This is a genomic window from Maribacter spongiicola, assembly GCF_052119685.1.
GTDB lineage: Bacteria > Bacteroidota > Bacteroidia > Flavobacteriales > Flavobacteriaceae > Maribacter > Maribacter spongiicola_A.
The window spans coordinates 41,954-59,543 of sequence record NZ_JBGQOO010000013.1 but is presented as its reverse complement, the minus strand read 5'-3'; the positions used below and the strand labels follow the sequence as shown (position 1 = coordinate 59,543).

16 protein-coding genes are annotated in these 17,590 nt (G+C 34.9%); 7 read left to right on the top strand and 9 right to left on the bottom strand.

What is annotated here, in order from left to right:
• Positions 1 to 137: 137 nt before the first annotated feature.
• The 5 genes from ACEN2N_RS15945 to ACEN2N_RS15925 form a co-directional block, all read right to left on the bottom strand.
• On the bottom strand, positions 138 to 974 hold the full coding sequence (locus tag ACEN2N_RS15945; RefSeq protein ID WP_441825248.1) for a CvfB family protein: 837 nt from the start codon (positions 972 to 974) through the stop codon (positions 138 to 140).
• Between the two features lie 95 nt (positions 975 to 1,069).
• The gene (locus ACEN2N_RS15940; RefSeq protein ID WP_441825247.1) at positions 1,070 to 1,414 is read right to left on the bottom strand and encodes a DUF2853 family protein; all 345 of its coding nucleotides are present in this window, start codon (positions 1,412 to 1,414) and stop codon (positions 1,070 to 1,072) included.
• Between the two features lie 34 nt (positions 1,415 to 1,448).
• A complete protein-coding gene (gene menD, locus ACEN2N_RS15935; RefSeq protein ID WP_441825246.1) occupies positions 1,449 to 3,200 on the bottom strand; it encodes a 2-succinyl-5-enolpyruvyl-6-hydroxy-3-cyclohexene-1-carboxylate synthase in 1,752 nt (583 codons plus the stop codon).
• A 49-nt stretch (positions 3,201 to 3,249) separates the two neighbouring features.
• Positions 3,250 to 4,362, bottom strand: coding sequence for a chorismate-binding protein (locus ACEN2N_RS15930; protein WP_441825245.1), 1,113 nt, complete (start codon positions 4,360 to 4,362; stop codon positions 3,250 to 3,252).
• Between the two features lies 1 nt (position 4,363).
• Positions 4,364 to 4,786 carry a PaaI family thioesterase gene (locus ACEN2N_RS15925; RefSeq protein ID WP_441825244.1) on the bottom strand — a complete coding sequence of 141 codons (423 nt, stop codon included), beginning with the start codon at positions 4,784 to 4,786 and terminating at the stop codon, positions 4,364 to 4,366.
• 64 nt (positions 4,787 to 4,850) lie between these two features.
• Between ACEN2N_RS15925 and ACEN2N_RS15920 the strand changes: the two genes are divergently transcribed.
• Together ACEN2N_RS15920 and ACEN2N_RS15915 are read left to right on the top strand one after the other, a co-directional pair.
• Positions 4,851 to 5,495, top strand: a complete 645-nt coding sequence (locus ACEN2N_RS15920; RefSeq protein ID WP_441825243.1) for an alpha/beta hydrolase — start codon at positions 4,851 to 4,853, stop codon at positions 5,493 to 5,495.
• Positions 5,492 to 6,049: a GNAT family N-acetyltransferase gene (locus tag ACEN2N_RS15915; protein WP_441825242.1), complete on the top strand. Its 558-nt coding sequence runs from the start codon at positions 5,492 to 5,494 to the stop codon at positions 6,047 to 6,049. Before ACEN2N_RS15920 ends, ACEN2N_RS15915 begins: the two co-directional genes overlap by 4 nt.
• A gap of 2 nt (positions 6,050 to 6,051) precedes the next feature.
• Here the strand turns inward: ACEN2N_RS15915 and ACEN2N_RS15910 are convergent, their stop codons facing one another.
• Both ACEN2N_RS15910 and dnaK read right to left on the bottom strand, forming a co-directional pair.
• On the bottom strand, positions 6,052 to 6,981 hold the full coding sequence (locus ACEN2N_RS15910) for a hypothetical protein (RefSeq protein WP_441825241.1): 930 nt from the start codon (positions 6,979 to 6,981) through the stop codon (positions 6,052 to 6,054).
• 102 nt (positions 6,982 to 7,083) lie between these two features.
• Positions 7,084 to 8,982 carry a molecular chaperone DnaK gene (gene dnaK, locus ACEN2N_RS15905; RefSeq protein WP_441825240.1) on the bottom strand — a complete coding sequence of 633 codons (1,899 nt, stop codon included), beginning with the start codon at positions 8,980 to 8,982 and terminating at the stop codon, positions 7,084 to 7,086.
• 186 nt (positions 8,983 to 9,168) lie between these two features.
• Here dnaK and ACEN2N_RS15900 point away from each other — a divergent pair, with 186 nt between their 5' ends.
• From ACEN2N_RS15900 to ACEN2N_RS15890, 3 genes are all read left to right on the top strand, one after another.
• On the top strand, positions 9,169 to 10,593 hold the full coding sequence (locus tag ACEN2N_RS15900) for an L-serine ammonia-lyase (RefSeq protein ID WP_441825299.1): 1,425 nt from the start codon (positions 9,169 to 9,171) through the stop codon (positions 10,591 to 10,593).
• Between the two features lie 89 nt (positions 10,594 to 10,682).
• Complete coding sequence (locus ACEN2N_RS15895; protein ID WP_441825239.1) at positions 10,683 to 12,602, top strand: DUF294 nucleotidyltransferase-like domain-containing protein; 1,920 nt, start codon at positions 10,683 to 10,685, stop codon at positions 12,600 to 12,602.
• Entirely contained in the window at positions 12,602 to 13,258 is a 657-nt protein-coding gene (locus tag ACEN2N_RS15890; RefSeq protein ID WP_441825238.1) for a 3'-5' exonuclease, read from the top strand. Before ACEN2N_RS15895 ends, ACEN2N_RS15890 begins: the two co-directional genes overlap by 1 nt.
• Positions 13,259 to 13,262: 4 nt before the next feature.
• Here the strand turns inward: ACEN2N_RS15890 and ACEN2N_RS15885 are convergent, their stop codons facing one another.
• Complete coding sequence (locus ACEN2N_RS15885; protein ID WP_441825237.1) at positions 13,263 to 14,219, bottom strand: phosphoribosylaminoimidazolesuccinocarboxamide synthase; 957 nt, start codon at positions 14,217 to 14,219, stop codon at positions 13,263 to 13,265.
• An 8-nt stretch (positions 14,220 to 14,227) separates the two neighbouring features.
• Positions 14,228 to 15,181: a PhoH family protein gene (locus ACEN2N_RS15880; RefSeq protein WP_441825236.1), complete on the bottom strand. Its 954-nt coding sequence runs from the start codon at positions 15,179 to 15,181 to the stop codon at positions 14,228 to 14,230.
• Between the two features lie 128 nt (positions 15,182 to 15,309).
• On the opposite strand from ACEN2N_RS15880, the gene ACEN2N_RS15875 reads away from it, so the two are divergent.
• Together ACEN2N_RS15875 and dnaN are read left to right on the top strand one after the other, a co-directional pair.
• Positions 15,310 to 16,140 (top strand): SAM hydrolase/SAM-dependent halogenase family protein, encoded by an 831-nt coding sequence (locus ACEN2N_RS15875; protein WP_441825235.1) that lies wholly within the window; start codon positions 15,310 to 15,312, stop codon positions 16,138 to 16,140.
• Positions 16,141 to 16,419: 279 nt separating this feature from the next.
• Positions 16,420 to 17,538 carry a DNA polymerase III subunit beta gene (gene dnaN, locus ACEN2N_RS15870; RefSeq protein ID WP_423998913.1) on the top strand — a complete coding sequence of 373 codons (1,119 nt, stop codon included), beginning with the start codon at positions 16,420 to 16,422 and terminating at the stop codon, positions 17,536 to 17,538.
• Positions 17,539 to 17,590: the final 52 nt, after the last annotated feature.

Below are 17,590 nucleotides of genomic sequence, written 5' to 3'. Positions count from 1 at the left end.
TGTAAGTTAAAAATTGTTAATAACTTTTTATTTGATACAAAAATAAAACTAAATGCAACTTTTAACAATAAACTTGTCAATTATTTAAGATATAATGCTGAAAATCAATTATTAAAGATTTTTCCTACACGTCATTATTAGTTATCTAATAAGCTTATGCCGTCAGATTCAATTTTGATTTTCCTGTCCTTATATAAGGTACCTAAACCTTTTTTAAATGTTTTCTTACTCATTTGAAAAACATCTCTAATTTCTTCTGGTGCAGATTTATCATGTAGTCCTAAAAAACCACCACTTTCTACTAATACTTCATAAATTTTCTTAGCAGCAGGTTCTAAAACCTTCGCACCTAATGGCTGTAAAGAAATATCTAATTTATTATCTTTTCTAATGGTCTTTATACAACCTGGTATAACATCTCCAATATTTATTGGCTTAAAAACTTCATTAAAATAGACCAAGCCTTTATGCCTTTCATTTACAATTACCTCCCAACCTAAATCGGTTTGTCTGGTAACTACAAGATCAACTCTTTCCCATTCTTTAAGATCCACGGTATCGTTGCTCAAGAACTTATCTAATTTGTTCGAAGCAACCAATCTACCCGAACGCTCATCTAAATAACAGTGTACTACATACCACTGCCCTTCTTTCATTTTTACACGTTGCTCACGAAATGGTACTAATAGGTGTTTTTCAAGACCCCACTGCATAAAAGCACCAAATTCATTGACTTCAGCAACTTGCAACAGCCTAAACTCACCAAGCATTATATCTGGCTCTAGCGTAGTTGCCACAGGTCTTTCGTCATAATCTAAGTAACAGAAAACTGTTATTTTCTCACCAATTTCATATTCGGTGGGTACATATTTATTTGGTAACAAAACATCATTTCCTTCTTCATCACCTAAAAAAAGACCCACACTAGTATCTCTTAATATTTCCAGATTGTTTTTACGTCCTAATTCTATCATGTTGCAAAATTACATTTTAAATATTTAAAATCTTAACGTAAAAAAAAAGACCGTTTCCAAAAATGGCAACGGTCTTTAAATTAATTGACATCTGACTATTTATCGTAAACAGATGCTTTATTGAAATGTTGACAAAGCTTGTAATAGATTACTGCTCTATGCTTGTTTCTGTTAGAAGAACCGTATTTGTCCATAACAGTTGCAAGTGCTTCATCTAATTTAGCATTATCAGGAAGACCTAACTTTTTGATCAAGTAATTGTTCTTTACAGTATCCAATTCTTTTTGATCACTACCAGATACTTTAGAAGCATCGATGTTGTAAATAGATGGTCCTAGACCAATAGTTACTTTCTTAAGCAAGTCCATATCTGCATTTTCACCAAATTTATCTTTGATGTCCGCAGCATACTTTTCAATTAAATCGTCTCTTTTACTCATGTTAAATGTGTTATAATTAATGGTTATTACCCCACTAAGATATGAAACGAAAATAATCAATCAAAATTTTATCGTTTTTTAATGTAGGCGTAGTAATTTCCAGTAATTGCGGAATACCAGTTTCATTGAAAAACGTACTTAATTCCTCTTTTAACTCTTCGGATGATTTTGCCGTTCTATAATTGAACCCATACATAGCACAAAGATGCTCTGCTGACAACGAATGTCGTGTTTCAAAATACGTTTCAAACACTTCTGTATTTTCTTTGCCCGGTAGTATTCTAAAAATACCACCACCATTATTATTGATGACTATAATTCTAAAATTACTTTTTATATAATTATTCCACAAGGCATTACTATCATAGAAAAAGCTAAGGTCACCCGTAACAAATAATGTAGGAGAACTACTTGCCAAAGATGCTCCAATAGCTGTAGACGTGCTACCATCGATACCACTAGTACCTCTATTACAGAATACTTTTAGCGTAGGGTTAACATTAAATAACTGTGTATATCTAATAGTAGAACTATTTGCCAGCTGCAACATATAATCATTAGGTACAGTTTCTAAAATATGATTGAATGCTAAAAAATCTGAAAACGGAATCTCTTTTAAATAGTCTTCTCTTTTTAGCTCATATTGCTCTTTTACCACATTCCAATGAGAAAAATAATTGCTTTCTAAAGTTGGGCTATCAGCATACATTTCATAAAAAAAATCATTAATAGAAACTTTTATATGCTCTTCTAAACAGAAAAAAGTATCGTTCGCAAATTGACCATCAATATGCCAATGGTGCTTTGGCGTATAATTTCTTAAAAATGCTTTTACTTTTTTTGAAACTATGAGTCCGCCAAAGGTGATAAGGACCTCTGGTTTCAATTTTTCAAATTCCAATTCCTTCTCGGCATGCATTTCAATAGGTGCAATTAAAGAGTCAATACTATTGAAAAAACTAGGATGGTGAATGTTCGATGTTGTTTCAGTCAACACTATAACGCTAGGATCATTAGCTAACTTTTCTAAAACAATGTCTTTAATGGCATTCGGAGTATTAACCCCTACTAATATCATTTTACGAATAGAGGAATTCCAAATATTCTTATGATGCTTTAAATCTATAACACTGTTTAACTTAGCAGGTATCGCACTAATTTCTGGCAATACCGAAGGTTGTTCTAGCGTATTATATAAAGGCTCTTCAAAAGGCGCATTTATATGAACCGGACAATTCGTTGTAAATGCAATTTCAAAAGCTCGGTTTAATTCTTCATCATTATAATTTTGCACTTCATGCTGAACATCATTAACCGCTTTTCCATCAAACCATTCTTGTTTATAATGCATAACCTTTTCTGTAGAATGACTAACATCTTGTCTCAGGTTGGCAGAATATCTAATATGATTTTCAAAGACATTCTGCTGATTAATGGTTTGCCCATCTCCTATTCCTAATTTATAGACCGGTCTATCAGCAGATATAACTATTACCGGAATATTACTGAAATAAGCCTCCGCTACTGCCGGATAGTAATTTAAAAGTGCACTACCAGAGGTACATAAAACAACCACAGGCTCTTGCAACTGTTGCGCTAAGCCCAATGCAAAAAATGCAGCACAACGCTCGTCGACTATACTGTAGCATTTGAAAAACGGATTCTCTGCAAAAGCTATAGTAAGAGGCGCATTTCTAGAACCAGGCGAAATTATAATATTAGAAATATTCTTTGCTTGGCAATGCGAAACAATTGATTGTGCGGTAGGTATAGCGGAGTATTTCATGTAGTTCAAAAATACGACCAAAGCGGGTTATTACCCAAAAGTTAAGCGTCTATTTACTGTTCAGAATGCGAAACATAGTCTTGCTTTTTAAAGCAGTTTCTTCCCATTCCTTTTCAGGAATAGAGTCAGCAGTAATTCCGCCACCAACATATATTTCGGCTTTATCCTTGAATAATTGCATACAGCGCAGATTTACAAAAAGTTCAGAAGTTTTCATTATACTTCGGTACGCGCTATTCTCTTGATTTCTACGATTCTTATTTCTTGATAATTCTGATTTCGTATTTAGTTCCCCAAGAAAACCTGTATAAAAAGTCCGCTCATACAATTCGTTTTCTAAAATAAACTCCTTTGCTTTTTTTAACGGACTCCCACATACGGCAGGCGTTGGATGAAGCGCTTTTAAAACAGCACCAAATTTATTCGGGGCAAAAGTACCTTTCATTTCTGTTCGAAGATGCCAAAGCTGACCTGCCTTTACCGATTCTCGCTCAGAACTATTTAGAGATATCACTTTATCTTTTAGAGTATCAAAAATATAATCGGTTACTAGTTGCTGCTCGTTCAATTCTTTATCAGACCATTGTGGCTTGGCGTCACCAACAGAATTTTGAGTACCTGCCAAAGACATTGTCGTAAATTGCGAACCGTTACTTTTTACCAAAATCTCTGGTGTAGCCCCCATCCAAGTTCCTATTTTAGGGTGATGCCAGAAATAACAGAATGCATTTTTATATCCGTTAAGAATTCGCAGGTAAATGTCAAAGTAATCATCTTTGTAATCAACTTCAATTTTTCGCGATAAAACTACTTTATTGAATTTACCTTCTCTGATTTCATGAATGGCATTCGATAGTAGCTTTTCATATCTAGTCTGCTCTATCGTGTCACTTTCAGGTGTTTTATTCTCAATAGATAAAGGCTCATGAGACCTATTTAATTGAACTTTTTCTACAGCATCCATTTTCAATACTATAGCATCTGAATTCAAATCGAACGGAGCAAAAACGAATCCGGTTTCAGTGAAATCTCTAACCTCATGAATGGCATCGTTGTTTTGAAAAACTCCGATCAATTCGGTATCATTAGGTTTACTATACAAGACAAACGGCAACTGCTCTTTCAAGCAACTTGCAGCTCGATTAAAAAGTTCTTGCACCATATTATACTTTAGGTAATGTAATTGTGGTTAATTTACATAGAGAAATTAGCTGATCATCTACATTAGTAATCCTAATTTCCCATAACTGAGTAGTTCTACCCTTGTGTAGGATTGTTGCTTTAGCATAAACAAAACCCTCTTTTATGCTTTTCACATGATTTGCAGAAATCTCTATACCTCGAACGAAAAACTTATTACCGTCTAAAAAAACATAAGACGCAGCGCTACCAACACTTTCGGCAAGTGCCGCTGTTGCCCCACCATGTAAAACGCCATCTGGTTGATGTACTTTAGGTGTTACAGGCATTTTGGCTAACAAAAAATCTTCACCTACATCAATGTATTCAATATCTAAGGTCTCCATTAAAGTATTCTTAGAAGTTTCGTTACAAATCTTCAAAATTTTTTCTTTGTAGTCGTTCATTCTTTTTTTTGTAAAATTAAGCATTACATTACCAACAGAAAAGCTTGAATGAATTGTATACTTTATGGAAAATCAAATTAAAAATGTTACTTATAATACTACAAACACGTACCAGACTTTAAATAAATTGCATAGTGATACCAAACGCGTCTGGATTGTTTTTCATGGTATAGGATTTTTGAGTCGTTTTTTTCTAAAGTATTTCAATGAACTACCCGAAAACGAAAACTACATTATCGCACCCCAGGCACCTTCAAAATATTATTTAAAAAATGAATATAAACATGTAGGCGCTAGTTGGTTGACCAAAGAAAACACGGCACTTGAAACAGCTAACCTGTACAATTATTTAGATGCTGTAATAGCACATGAAAAATTACCAGCTAACTGTAAAATTATTTTCTTCGGTTTTTCGCAAGGCATTTCGATAGCGTTACGATATTTGGCGTATTCTAAACTGACTTGCTCAAAATTGATTCTTTATGCAGGCGGAATACCTACGGAATTGAAAAAATCAGATTTTACACATTTAAAAAGTGATACAGAGATTATTTCAGTTTTTGGAAACGAGGATCAATACATTACCCCAGACAAATCAATAGAAGAGAACCGTAAACTTAAAACCCTTTTTGGTGATAATGTACAATACATCACTTTTGATGGCGGACATGAGCTTAAAAAAGAAATTATAAATCAACTGGCAGAATGAACAACACACCAACTTTAGAAAATGAACGGGTTGTATTGAGTCCGCTAACCATAAAAAATTTTGAAAAGCTTATTTCCATTGCATCTCAAGAGAATCTAGTTCAATATTCCCCTTCTGATATTGCAACACCAGAAAGTTTGAAAAACTATGTAGAAACCGCACTAGAACAGCAAAAAACAGGCACTAGCATACCATTCATTATTTATGATAGAAAGTATAACGCTTTTGCAGGTTGTACACGTTTTATGAACATCAATTCAAAAAACAAAGTTTTGCATATTGGTTCCACTTGGATCGGACGTGAATTTCAAGGCACGGGATTAAATACTCAAATGAAAAAATTAATGCTTGAATATGCTTTTACTACGATAGATTTTGAAAAAGTGGAATTCCGCGTAGATGAAAGAAATTTAGCTTCCAGAAAGGCAGTTGAAAAATTAGGTTGCACATTAGAAGGCATGCTACGAAAAGATGTTTATCTACTAAATGGCTTTAAAAGAAATACGTGTTGCTACGGTCTATTACGGGAAGAATGGCAAACTAATCAGAAATAGCTTTACTTTTCTATAACTTTGGTGTCAGCTGGGTAATAAGTAATTTTTCTAGTAGTATAAGTATTATCGGGCGTTACAATTTGTTTGATCCAGTTGCCTTCTATTTTTTTATCATATTGATAGATGTATTCTTTCTTTATAATACCAGCACCTCTTTTTGCCGTTTCAGAAACCAACATACCCATGTCATCATAGGTATAACTAGTTCTCGTGGTTGGCTCAAATTTCTTCGCTTGCACATTATATTCGAATTCTTGCTGCGCCATTAATCTTCCATCCAAAGTAAATACTTCTTCAAAGGCAAAATTTTCTTCCCCTTTTACATACTCTTTGGTCAAAACAATTCTTTGTTCAGGTCTATTTTTAAGCTTTTGGGTAGACGTACGAATTGATTTCAACGGCACATCGTTTAGTAAATAAGTAATGGTGTTTTCCCCTTGAAACTTCTTATGTTCAATCTGTGTTACATCGGTACCATCATTGTTGGTTCTTTTTATACTAGCTAAATCGCCAAACTCATCATAAACATATATGTATTCATCTAAAAACTGTTTATCATATGAAAAAATTCGTTCTTGAATTTTCATCGTATCGGTAGAATCGATAGAATAAAAATGAGCAATAGAAGTACTGGCATCGAACGTATTATTTCTGTATGACTCTGAACGTTTTTCTAAAAGTTCACCATTACTGTATTTGTAATACACAGCGTCATAATCTTGATCGTTGTATCTCGTAACTGATTTCGTTAAAAATCCCTTTTTATTAAAATCATATTCCTCTTTACCATAATCGGTACTAACCAAGCATGATTTCACTTGCCCCTTCAAATCAAAATCTTCAAGGGAGAAAATCTGAATTTCTTGACCTTGTATGTTCTGAACTACTGCGATAACAATGATAAAAAGAGTCCGAAAGTATTTTTTAATCATATTGCAAAATTACTTTATTATAACTAGGGATAAAAAATTATGATGTAAAAGTAAAAAGGGACGGTATATACCGTCCCTTTTTTATAACAACTTAACGTTATATTATTTAACCTCTTCGAAATCAACGTCTTCAACGTTATCACTTTCAGCACCACCATCAGCAGTTGGCTCTCCTTGAGGAGCACCAGCTTGTCCATCAGCTTGCGCTTTGTACATTTCTTCAGATGCAACTTTCCAAGCTTCATTGATTTTATCTAAAGCAGGTGCTATAACCGCCAAATCTTTAGTTTCATATGCAGCTTTTAATTCTGCTAAAGCATCTTCAATTGGTTTTTTCTTATCGTCAGATAATTTATCTCCAAATTCTTTTAGTTGAGATTCAGTCTGGAAAATCATTCCGTCTGCTTCGTTCAACTTATCTGCAGTTTCTTTAGCTTTTTTATCAGATTCAGCATTTGCTTCAGCTTCAGCTTTCATCTTCTTGATTTCTTCTTCAGTTAAACCAGAAGAAGCTTCAATACGAATATCCTGAGTTTTGTTCGTTGCCTTATCAGTTGCAGAAACTTTAATGATACCGTTAGCATCAATATCAAAAGTAACTTCAATTTGAGGTGTTCCTCTTTGTGCTGGTGGAAGACCATCTAAATGGAATCTACCGATCGTTTTGTTATCAGGTGCCATTGGTCTTTCACCTTGTAATACATGAATCTCAACTGAAGGCTGATTATCAGATGCAGTAGAGAATACTTGCGATTTCTTTGTAGGAATCGTAGTGTTAGACTCTATTAATTTTGTCATTACACCACCCATAGTTTCAATACCTAAAGAAAGCGGAGTAACATCTAATAACAATACATCTTTTACATCACCTGTTAAAACACCACCTTGTATTGCAGCACCTACCGCTACAACCTCATCTGGGTTAACTCCTTTATTAGGTTTCTTACCGAAGAATTTCTCAACAGCCTCTTGTACTGCAGGTATTCTTGTAGAACCACCAACTAAGATAATCTCATCAATATCACTATTTTTCAAACCAGCTGCCTTCATTGCACTTGCACATGGCTCAATAGTTCTTTTTACCAAGTCAGCAATTAATTGCTCGAATTTTGATCTTGTCAAAGTTCTAACCAAGTGCTTAGGTCCTGAAGCGGTAGCTGTAACGTATGGTAAGTTGATTTCTGTTTGTGCAGAAGATGATAATTCAATCTTAGCTTTCTCAGCAGCTTCACGTAAACGTTGTAAAGCCATTGCATCTTTTCTAAGGTCCATATCTTCTTCAGACTTGAACTCATCAGCCAACCAATCAATAATTTTTTGATCAACATCATCACCACCTAAGTGAGTGTCACCATCAGTAGCTAATACTTCAAAAACACCATCTCCTAATTCTAAGATAGATACATCATGCGTACCACCACCAAAATCAAAAACAACTATTTTTTGTTCCGTATCTTTTTTGTCCATACCGTACGCTAAAGACGCAGCAGTTGGCTCATTGATAATACGCTCTACAGTTAAACCTGCAATCTCACCAGCTTCTTTTGTTGCTTGTCTTTGGGCATCATTAAAGTATGCAGGTACAGTAATTACCGCACGAGTAACTTCTTGACCTAAATAATCTTCTGCCGTTTTCTTCATTTTCTGAAGAATCATTGCAGATAATTCTTGAGGAGAATATAAACGACCGTCTATATCAACTCTAGGTGTATCATTATCACCTTTTACTACTTTATAAGGTACCCTTTCAGCTTCTTTACTAGATTCTGTAAATTTGTTACCCATAAACCTTTTAATAGAATAAATGGTTTTTGTAGGGTTGGTTACTGCCTGTCTTTTAGCTGGATCACCAACCTTAATTTCGCCACCTTCAACAAAAGCGATAACAGACGGTGTTGTTCTTTTTCCTTCTGCATTCGGTATTACTACTGCCTCATTACCTTCCATTACGGAAACACAGGAGTTTGTAGTACCCAAATCTATTCCTATAATCTTACTCATTTTATATGTTTTAAATTAAGTGCTTTATTTTACAATCGATTTGTAAATGACAAACAATATGCCAAGCAAGAAAAACTGACATGATGTCATTAATCGTCATTTTTTATTGAAAAATATGCCATTTTAGTATAGTTAATACGTGTTTTAAACATTGTACCTTAGCCAATAAATAACTTTGATTTGGAAATAGAAAGTATAAGTGTTTTCGATATGCTAAAAATTGGCGTAGGTCCTTCAAGTTCCCACACGCTCGGTCCATGGCGCGCTGCCGAAAGGTGGTTGGCTCGTTTAAACTCGAAAAACAATCTCGAAAAAGTAGAAGAAGTCGAGGTTCACTTATATGGTTCGCTATCATTAACAGGTAAGGGCCATGCCACTGACTATGCCGTTATGTTAGGGTTATTAGGTGCTGATCCAGAATTAGTACCTATCGATAAAATAGACTCTTTAGTACAGACGATTAAGAACGAACATATTTTACATTTAGATGGTAAATACCAAATTACGTTCGATCCAAAACAGCACATTATTTTTAATAGAGAGTTTCTACCTTTTCATGCCAACGGATTAACCTTTAAGGCAAAACTGAAATCTGGCAGATTAATATCAAAAACATACTACTCTATTGGTGGCGGTTTCGTTATTAGTGAGGAACGAAAGAATGCCAAGCGTAAAGTTGACATGTTCAATAAATTTCCTTTTCCTATTCAGAAAGGAACCGAACTACTTGAATTTTGTAAAAGTGAAAATCTACCAATCTCTGAGATTGTTTTACAGAATGAAAGATCTTTACGAGATGATGAGAAGATCGATTACGAATTAAACCGCATCTGGTCTACCATGTTAGAATGCATGTATACCGGATGCCATACAGAAGGTATTTTACCTGGCGGATTAAATGTTAAACGCAGGGCTTTTGAAATGCATAGCAAACTCAAAAGTGAATTGCCATACTCTACACCCGAAGAATGGTTACAGACCATACGACAGACAGAAGTGAAATTTCGTCAAATATTACAATGGGTAAGTTGTTTTGCACTTAGTGTAAATGAGGTAAATGCATCTTTAGGTCGTGTTGTTACTGCACCTACAAATGGTAGCGCAGGAGTAATACCTGCTGTATTAATGTATTATATGGTCATTGAAAACCATGCAGGTAATTTTGAACATGTAAAGCAATTTTTATTGGTTGCCGGCGAAATAGGAAGCATCTTTAAAAAAGGCGCAACAATATCGGCTGCTATGGGTGGCTGCCAAGCAGAAATAGGCGTATCGTCAGCTATGGCTGCAGGTGCACTTACCGAACTATTAGGTGGCACACCCGAACAGGTACTTATGGCAGCAGAAATTGCTATGGAACATCATTTGGGTCTTACTTGCGACCCTATCGGAGGTTTGGTTCAAATACCTTGTATAGAACGAAATTCGATGGGTGCTATAAAAGCTATTAATGCAGCCGAGCTTGCTTTGGGTTCTGACCCGTCAGCAGCTAAAGTCCCGTTAGACAAAGTAGTACAGACCATGTGGGAAACTGCAAAAGATATGAGCTCTAAATATAAAGAAACCTCTGAAGGCGGATTAGCAGTTGGTGTTTTCTTGACTGATTGCTAAAACTGTTTTAAAAAGAAGCTCCTTTTAATTTGTAGTTGTATAAATGGATGTCCTTTTTTTATAAGCCGATATTCCGCTAACTTTAATATATGAAAAACCTGATTTCTGAAAGGGTAGCCGACTTTATAAAAAACTACCCGCCATTTAATCTTCTTGATAGCAAATCGATATTTCAGCTTGCTGAACAAGTGCTAATTGTCTACAAAGAAAAGAACAGTATTATTTTTAAGGTAGATGAACCTCAACATTCTCATTTTTACTTAGTTCATAAAGGTGCCGTTACCTTGAACAACGCCGCTTCTTCGAATGTTCTTGACTATTGCGATGAGGGAGATATTTTTGGCTTACGCCCGCTATTTGCCAATGAAAATTATAAGTTAGAAGCTAGAGCACATGAAGAATGCATTCTCTACGGAATCCCCATTGATATTTTTAAACCTATTGCAAAGAAGAACGAGCAGGTAAGCATTTTTTTGATGGAGAGTTTTGCCTCCAATACCCGCAACCCGTATGCAAAAGACCAAAAAGGGCAACTCTTCGATAATGAAGATGAAAAAGAAGTCACCAAAGACGTCCTACTACCAGACCTACAATTAGCCAGTTACTCAAAAAAATTGGTGACCTGTTCTACAAGAACTACCATCAAAAAAGCTGCCGATATCATGTCTAAAAAGAAAATCGGCTCTATTCTAGTTACTAGCAACGATTTACCTGTAGGTATAATAACAGATAAAGATTTTAGAAATAAAGTAATTTCTGGTGAGCAGCCTATTACAGCTTCTGTAAAATCTATAATGACGGCACCGGTAATCACTTACCCTAAAAATCTAACGATTACCCAAGCACAAATGGCCATGATGAAAAGTAACATCAGTCATTTGGTCATTACCCAAGACGGTACCCCAAATTCTAATGCATTAGGTATTTTATCTAAGCATGATGTTATGGTTTCGTTAGGTGATAACCCAGCCGTTTTGGTAAAAGCCATTAAACGTACCTCGAAAATTAAAAAGATAAAGCAAATCAGAAAAAGTGTTATGGTGCTTTTGAGCGGGTATTTAGAGCAAAATATTCCGTTAGGATTAATTGCTAAAATTATCTCAGAACTAAATGATACCTGCATAAAACAGGTTGTTGAAATTTCTCTTGCAAGAATGGACGCTCCACCGCCTGTAAAATTTGCGTGGTTGGCATTAGGAAGTCAAGGTAGAAGCGAGCAACTTTTACATACAGATCAAGATAATGCCTTGGTCTTTGAAGATGTACCCGAAGAAGATTTATCAAAAACCACAACGTACTTTTTAGAACTTTCAAAGCATATAACCAAAGGATTAAATACCATAGGTTACGAATACTGCCCTGCAGATATGATGGCATCTAACCCTAAATGGTGCTTAAGCTTACAAGAATGGAAAAATAAATTGTCTTATTGGATAGGCAACCCCGGACCGAACGAAGTACTTATGTCCTCCATATTTTTCGATTACAGCTTGGCCTATGGTGAACGTAGTTTATTGGACAATATGTCTGAACACATATTCAGAACTGTTGGTAATTACCCCATTTTCTTAGTGCACTTGGCAAACGGAGCATTACAGAGTCCGTCACCAACGGGGTTTTTTAGACAATTTGTTGTTGAGCAAGATGGGCAGCACAAAGATTCTTTTGATTTAAAAAGCAGAGCATTAAGACCGTTAATTGATGCTGCCAGGGTCTTGATATTATCGCATTCTGTAAAAGCAATTAGTAATACGTGGGAAAGGTATGAGAAGTTGGCAGAACTAGAACCTAATAATCAAGAGTTGTACATGGCTTGCTCTTATGCCACTAAAGCATTATTAAAGTTTAGAACACGACAAGGGTTGGCTAATCATGATTCAGGACGGTTTATTCAATTAGATCAATTGAGTAAGCAAGAAAAAATGAAATTAAAGCGCACCTTTAAAGCAATTAAAGAAATTCAAGAATTGATAACACTACGTTTTAAGGTTACTAATATTTTAGGCTAATGGGATTATTTAGAAAAACACCTAAAAATCTACCTGAGTTTTGGGTAAACTACGCCAATCTATTTAAGGAAACTCAGAACAAAAATTTTGAAGACCTTGTATTTGTCGTTTTAGATACAGAGACAACAGGGTTCAGCTTTGACGAGGACCGAATACTTTCTATTGGTGCCGTAAAAATCAAAAGAGAAACCTTATCTGTTCAAGAAGTTTTTGATATTTATTTAGCGCAAGAAAAGTTTAGTAAAGATACAGTACATGTACACGGACTTCTAAAAAATGGGCAACGGGACTGTATTAGTGAAATTTTGGCACTTGAGAAATTTCTGGAATATGTAGGTAATGCTATTATAGTAGCACACCATGCCGGTTTTGACATGGGTATGCTAAATACGGCATTAGAAAGAAATGGTTTACCTAAATTAAAAAACACCGTATTAGATACGGGAGTTATCTATAAAAAAACCCTTATAAAATCGTATTTAGTTCAGCCAAAAACTAATTATTCACTAGATGAGCTTGCCGATAAATTTTCAATATCTAAAAAGGATAGACATACCGCATTAGGCGACGCCTATATAACGGCAGTCGCCTTCTTAAAAATAATTTCTCGTTTAAAGGAAAAGAAAAATTTCTCGCTTAAATATTTAATTAGATAGTCTTTTAAAGACTCTCTAAATAATTCAATACATTTCTATTAATACGGTCATTAATGTGTGTAGTATCTGCCTTAACAAAAGGCTCACCTGTAATATGCTCGTAAAGTTCAATATAACGCTCAGAAACTGAATCAATATACTCATCAGTCATGTGCGGTACCGTTTGTCCTTCTAAACCTTGAAAATTATTTGCGATTAACCACTGCCTTACAAACTCTTTAGAAAGTTGCTTTTGAGGTTCATTGGCATCTTGTCGTTGTTGATATCCATCAGAATAAAAATATCTTGAAGAATCGGGAGTGTGTATCTCATCAATTAAAACAATTTTACCTTCTTTAGTTTTTCCGAATTCATATTTGGTATCTACCAAAATCAATCCTCTTTCGGCAGCTATCTCTGTTCCTCTTTTAAAAAGTGCGTAGGTATACTTTTCTAACACCGCATAATCATCCGCAGAAACTATCCCTCTACTTAAAATATCCTCTTTAGAGATATCTTCATCGTGGTCTCCCATTTCTGCCTTAGTTGCAGGAGTAATAATCGGACTAGGGAATTTATCATTCTCTTTCATTCCGTCTGGCATTGCAACGCCACAAAGCATTCTTTTACCTAGTTTATATTCTCTAGCTGCATGACCAGATAAATACCCACGAATAACCATTTCAATTTTAAAAGGCTCACAAGCAACACCTACAGCTACATTTGGATCGGGAGTAGCAGTTAACCAATTAGGTACAATATCTTCGGTGGAAGCCATCATTTGCGTGGCGATCTGGTTTAGAATTTGACCTTTATACGGTATACCTTTTGGCATCACTACATCAAAAGCAGACAACCTATCTGTAGCCACCATGACCAACATATCGTTCTCTAAAGTATATACCGATCTTACTTTGCCTTTATAGACATTCTTTTGACCTGGAAAATTGAATTCTGTTTCGTAAATAGTATTCTTTGACATGTAAAATTTTAATTGTGATGTTCTATAGTTTTATAAGCCTCAATAACTTCTTTCACAAGTTTATGACGGATAACGTCTTTATCATCCAAGTAAATAACTTCTATACCAGGAACGTTTTGCAAAATTAATAAAGCTTCTTTCAATCCAGATATAGTTCTTCTAGGTAAATCAATTTGTCCGGGGTCACCAGTAATTAAAAATCTTGCATTTCTACCCATTCTGGTCAAGAACATTTTCATTTGTGCATGCGTAGTATTCTGAGCTTCATCTAAGATAACAAATGCATTATCTAAGGTTCTACCTCGCATAAATGCCATAGGGGCAATTTGTATGGTACCATTTTCAATATAATGTACCAGTTTCTCTGCAGGGATCATATCTCTAAGCGCATCGTACAATGGTTGCATATAAGGATCTAGCTTCTCTTTTAAATCTCCCGGTAAAAAACCTAAATTCTCACCCGCTTCAACGGCAGGTCTGGTTAAAATAATTTTCTTAACCTGTTTCTCCTTTAAAGCCTTTACAGCGAGTGCAACACCTGTATAGGTTTTACCTGTACCGGCGGGGCCAATAGCAAAAACCATATCGTTCTTTTTAGAGGCATCAACTAATCTACGTTGATTGGCAGTCTGGGCTTTTATTAATCTACCACTTACACCATGCACAAGAGTTTCGCCGCTATTCTTTGAAGATTTAATTTCGTCGCCTTCAGAACTGGTTAAAAGCCTTTCAATGCTATTCTCATCTAATTTATTGTACTTTACAAAATGTTGCGTAAGTAGATCGAAACGTTTTTCGAACTCTTCTAAAAGTTCTTGATCTCCGAAAACCTTTATCTTATTGCCACGGGCAACTATTTTCAACTTCGGAAAATATTTTTTCAATAAATCAATATGCTCATTTTGCTGCCCAAAAAACTCTCTCGGGCTAATTTCGGTAAGTTCTAGAATTATCTCGTTCAAACAGTCTGTTTTATTATGATTTATAGTTAGCGAAGAATATTTTTAATCGCTGTTTTTTGTTTAATTTTGTATATCAAATTTAAGCAAATTTTAAGTTCGACTAACCAAAAACATATCAACATTGCTGTATGGCAATCATCACCCTAACAACAGATTTCGGATTAAAAGATCACTTTGTAGCTGTATTAAAAGGCTCCATATATACAGAATTACCCGATGCCAAAATTGTTGATATTTCGCATGACATCATGCCGTTCAATATTCAAGAATGCGCTTATATATTATCCAATTCATACAAAAGTTTCCCGAAGGGCACCATACATATTGTTGGTGTAGACTCAGAAGAAACACCAGATAACAAGCATGTAGTTGTGCTTGTAAACGGACATTATTTTATTAGTGCAAATACCGGTGTCATTGGGCTCATCACCTCTGAAATGACTCCAGAAAAGGTAGTAGAAATTAACCTACCCGACTCCATTGCAAATTCCTTTCCTGTTTTAAATGTATTTATTCAGGTTGCCTGTCATATTGCCCGTGGTGGTACATTAGAAATTGTTGGCAAACCATTTACAGAGCTAAACGATTTACGTGAGTTTGCCCCAAGAATTACAGAAGACGGCAAAAAGATTATTGGCAGTGTTATCTATATTGATAACTATGGCAATGTTGTTACCAATATTCGTAAAAATCTATTCGATGCTTACCGCAAAGACAAAGGTTTTACCTTGTTTGTGCGAAATCATAAGATCACAAAGATTCATAAAACATACAATGACTTTATAGATTACAGTCTTGAAAAATCTCAGCGTAAAAGTGCTGGCGATTTATTGGCTATATTTAATTCATCAGATTTCATTGAGTTGGCGATCTACAAGAGCAATCTTACTACAGTTGGTGGTGCCTCTACCCTATTAGGATTAGATTATAGGGACACTATCATGATAGATTTCGAATAAATGCAGATGCTATGACTTCTAGAAAATTTAATCGTAATTTCAACAATAACCTAAATGGCAAAAGTTAATAACTAATTGACAAAAATGAAAATTACAGGCTTAATGTAGTAATACCTAGTGCTATACAACGCACGTAACACGTATAAACTGTTAATAAGTTTGTTTCCTTAAAAAGGGCATTTAAAATATCTTTGTTGGTAACTAAAACTGCCAACGATCAGGAGTTTAAATCTATTTCTTTTGAAAACTTCAATTGAAATATCAACAAAAAAATAAAGAATGAAATTTATAGTTTCAAGTACCTATTTGCTAAAACAACTTCAAATATTAGGAGGTGTTATCAATAACAGTAACACGTTACCTATTTTAGATAATTTTCTGTTCGATTTGCAAAAGGATAAACTAACTGTGTCAGCCTCTGATTTAGAAACGACCATGAGTTCGGTTATAAAAGTAGATTCAGATAGCGAAGGTACTATTGCAGTACCGGCAAGATTGCTTTTAGAAACCTTGAAAACTTTTCCTGAGCAACCACTAACGTTTGTTGTTGAAGATAACAATACGGTAGAAATTAGTTCTAACCATGGTAAATATGCTTTGGCTTATGCAGACGGAGCAGAATTTCCAAAAGCGGTTGAATTAGCTAGTCCTAGTTCTACGACATTGCTTGGTGATATTTTGGCAACAGCTATCAATAAAACAATTTTTGCAGCCGGTAACGATGATTTAAGACCTGTAATGAGCGGTGTCTTTTTTCAGTTTTCTACAGAGAACTTAACTTTTGTTGCTACCGATGCGCATAAATTAGTGAAATACCAACGTACCGATGTAAGAGCATCGCAAGTTGCGGAATTCATTATGCCTAAAAAACCTTTGACTTTATTAAAAGGTATACTGGCAGGTAGCGAATCTGATGTACTAATAGAGTACAATGAAAGCAATGCGAAATTCAGCTTTGAAGAAACAGAATTGATCTGTAGACTAATTGATGGTAAATACCCTAATTACGAAGCGGTAATACCAAAAGAGAATCCGAATAAACTTACTATAGCTAGAAATCAATTTTTGAGCTCAGTAAGAAGGGTTTCTATATTCTCGAATAAAACGACACACCAAATACGCTTAAAAATAGCAGGTGCAGAATTAAATATTTCTGCAGAAGATATTGATTATTCAAACAAGGCTGAAGAAAGATTAACATGTTCTTACCAAGGTGATGATATGCAAATCGGATTCAACTCTAGATTCTTAACAGAAATGTTGAACAATTTAGGTTCTGATGAGGTTTCTTTAGAAATGAGTCTTCCAAATCGTGCAGGTATACTTACACCTACCGATGGCTTAGATGAAGGTGAATTTGTAACTATGTTAGTAATGCCTGTTATGCTTAACAGCTAGTACTTAAAATCTATAAACTAAAAAGGGTCAGTTATTAAACTGACCCTTTTTT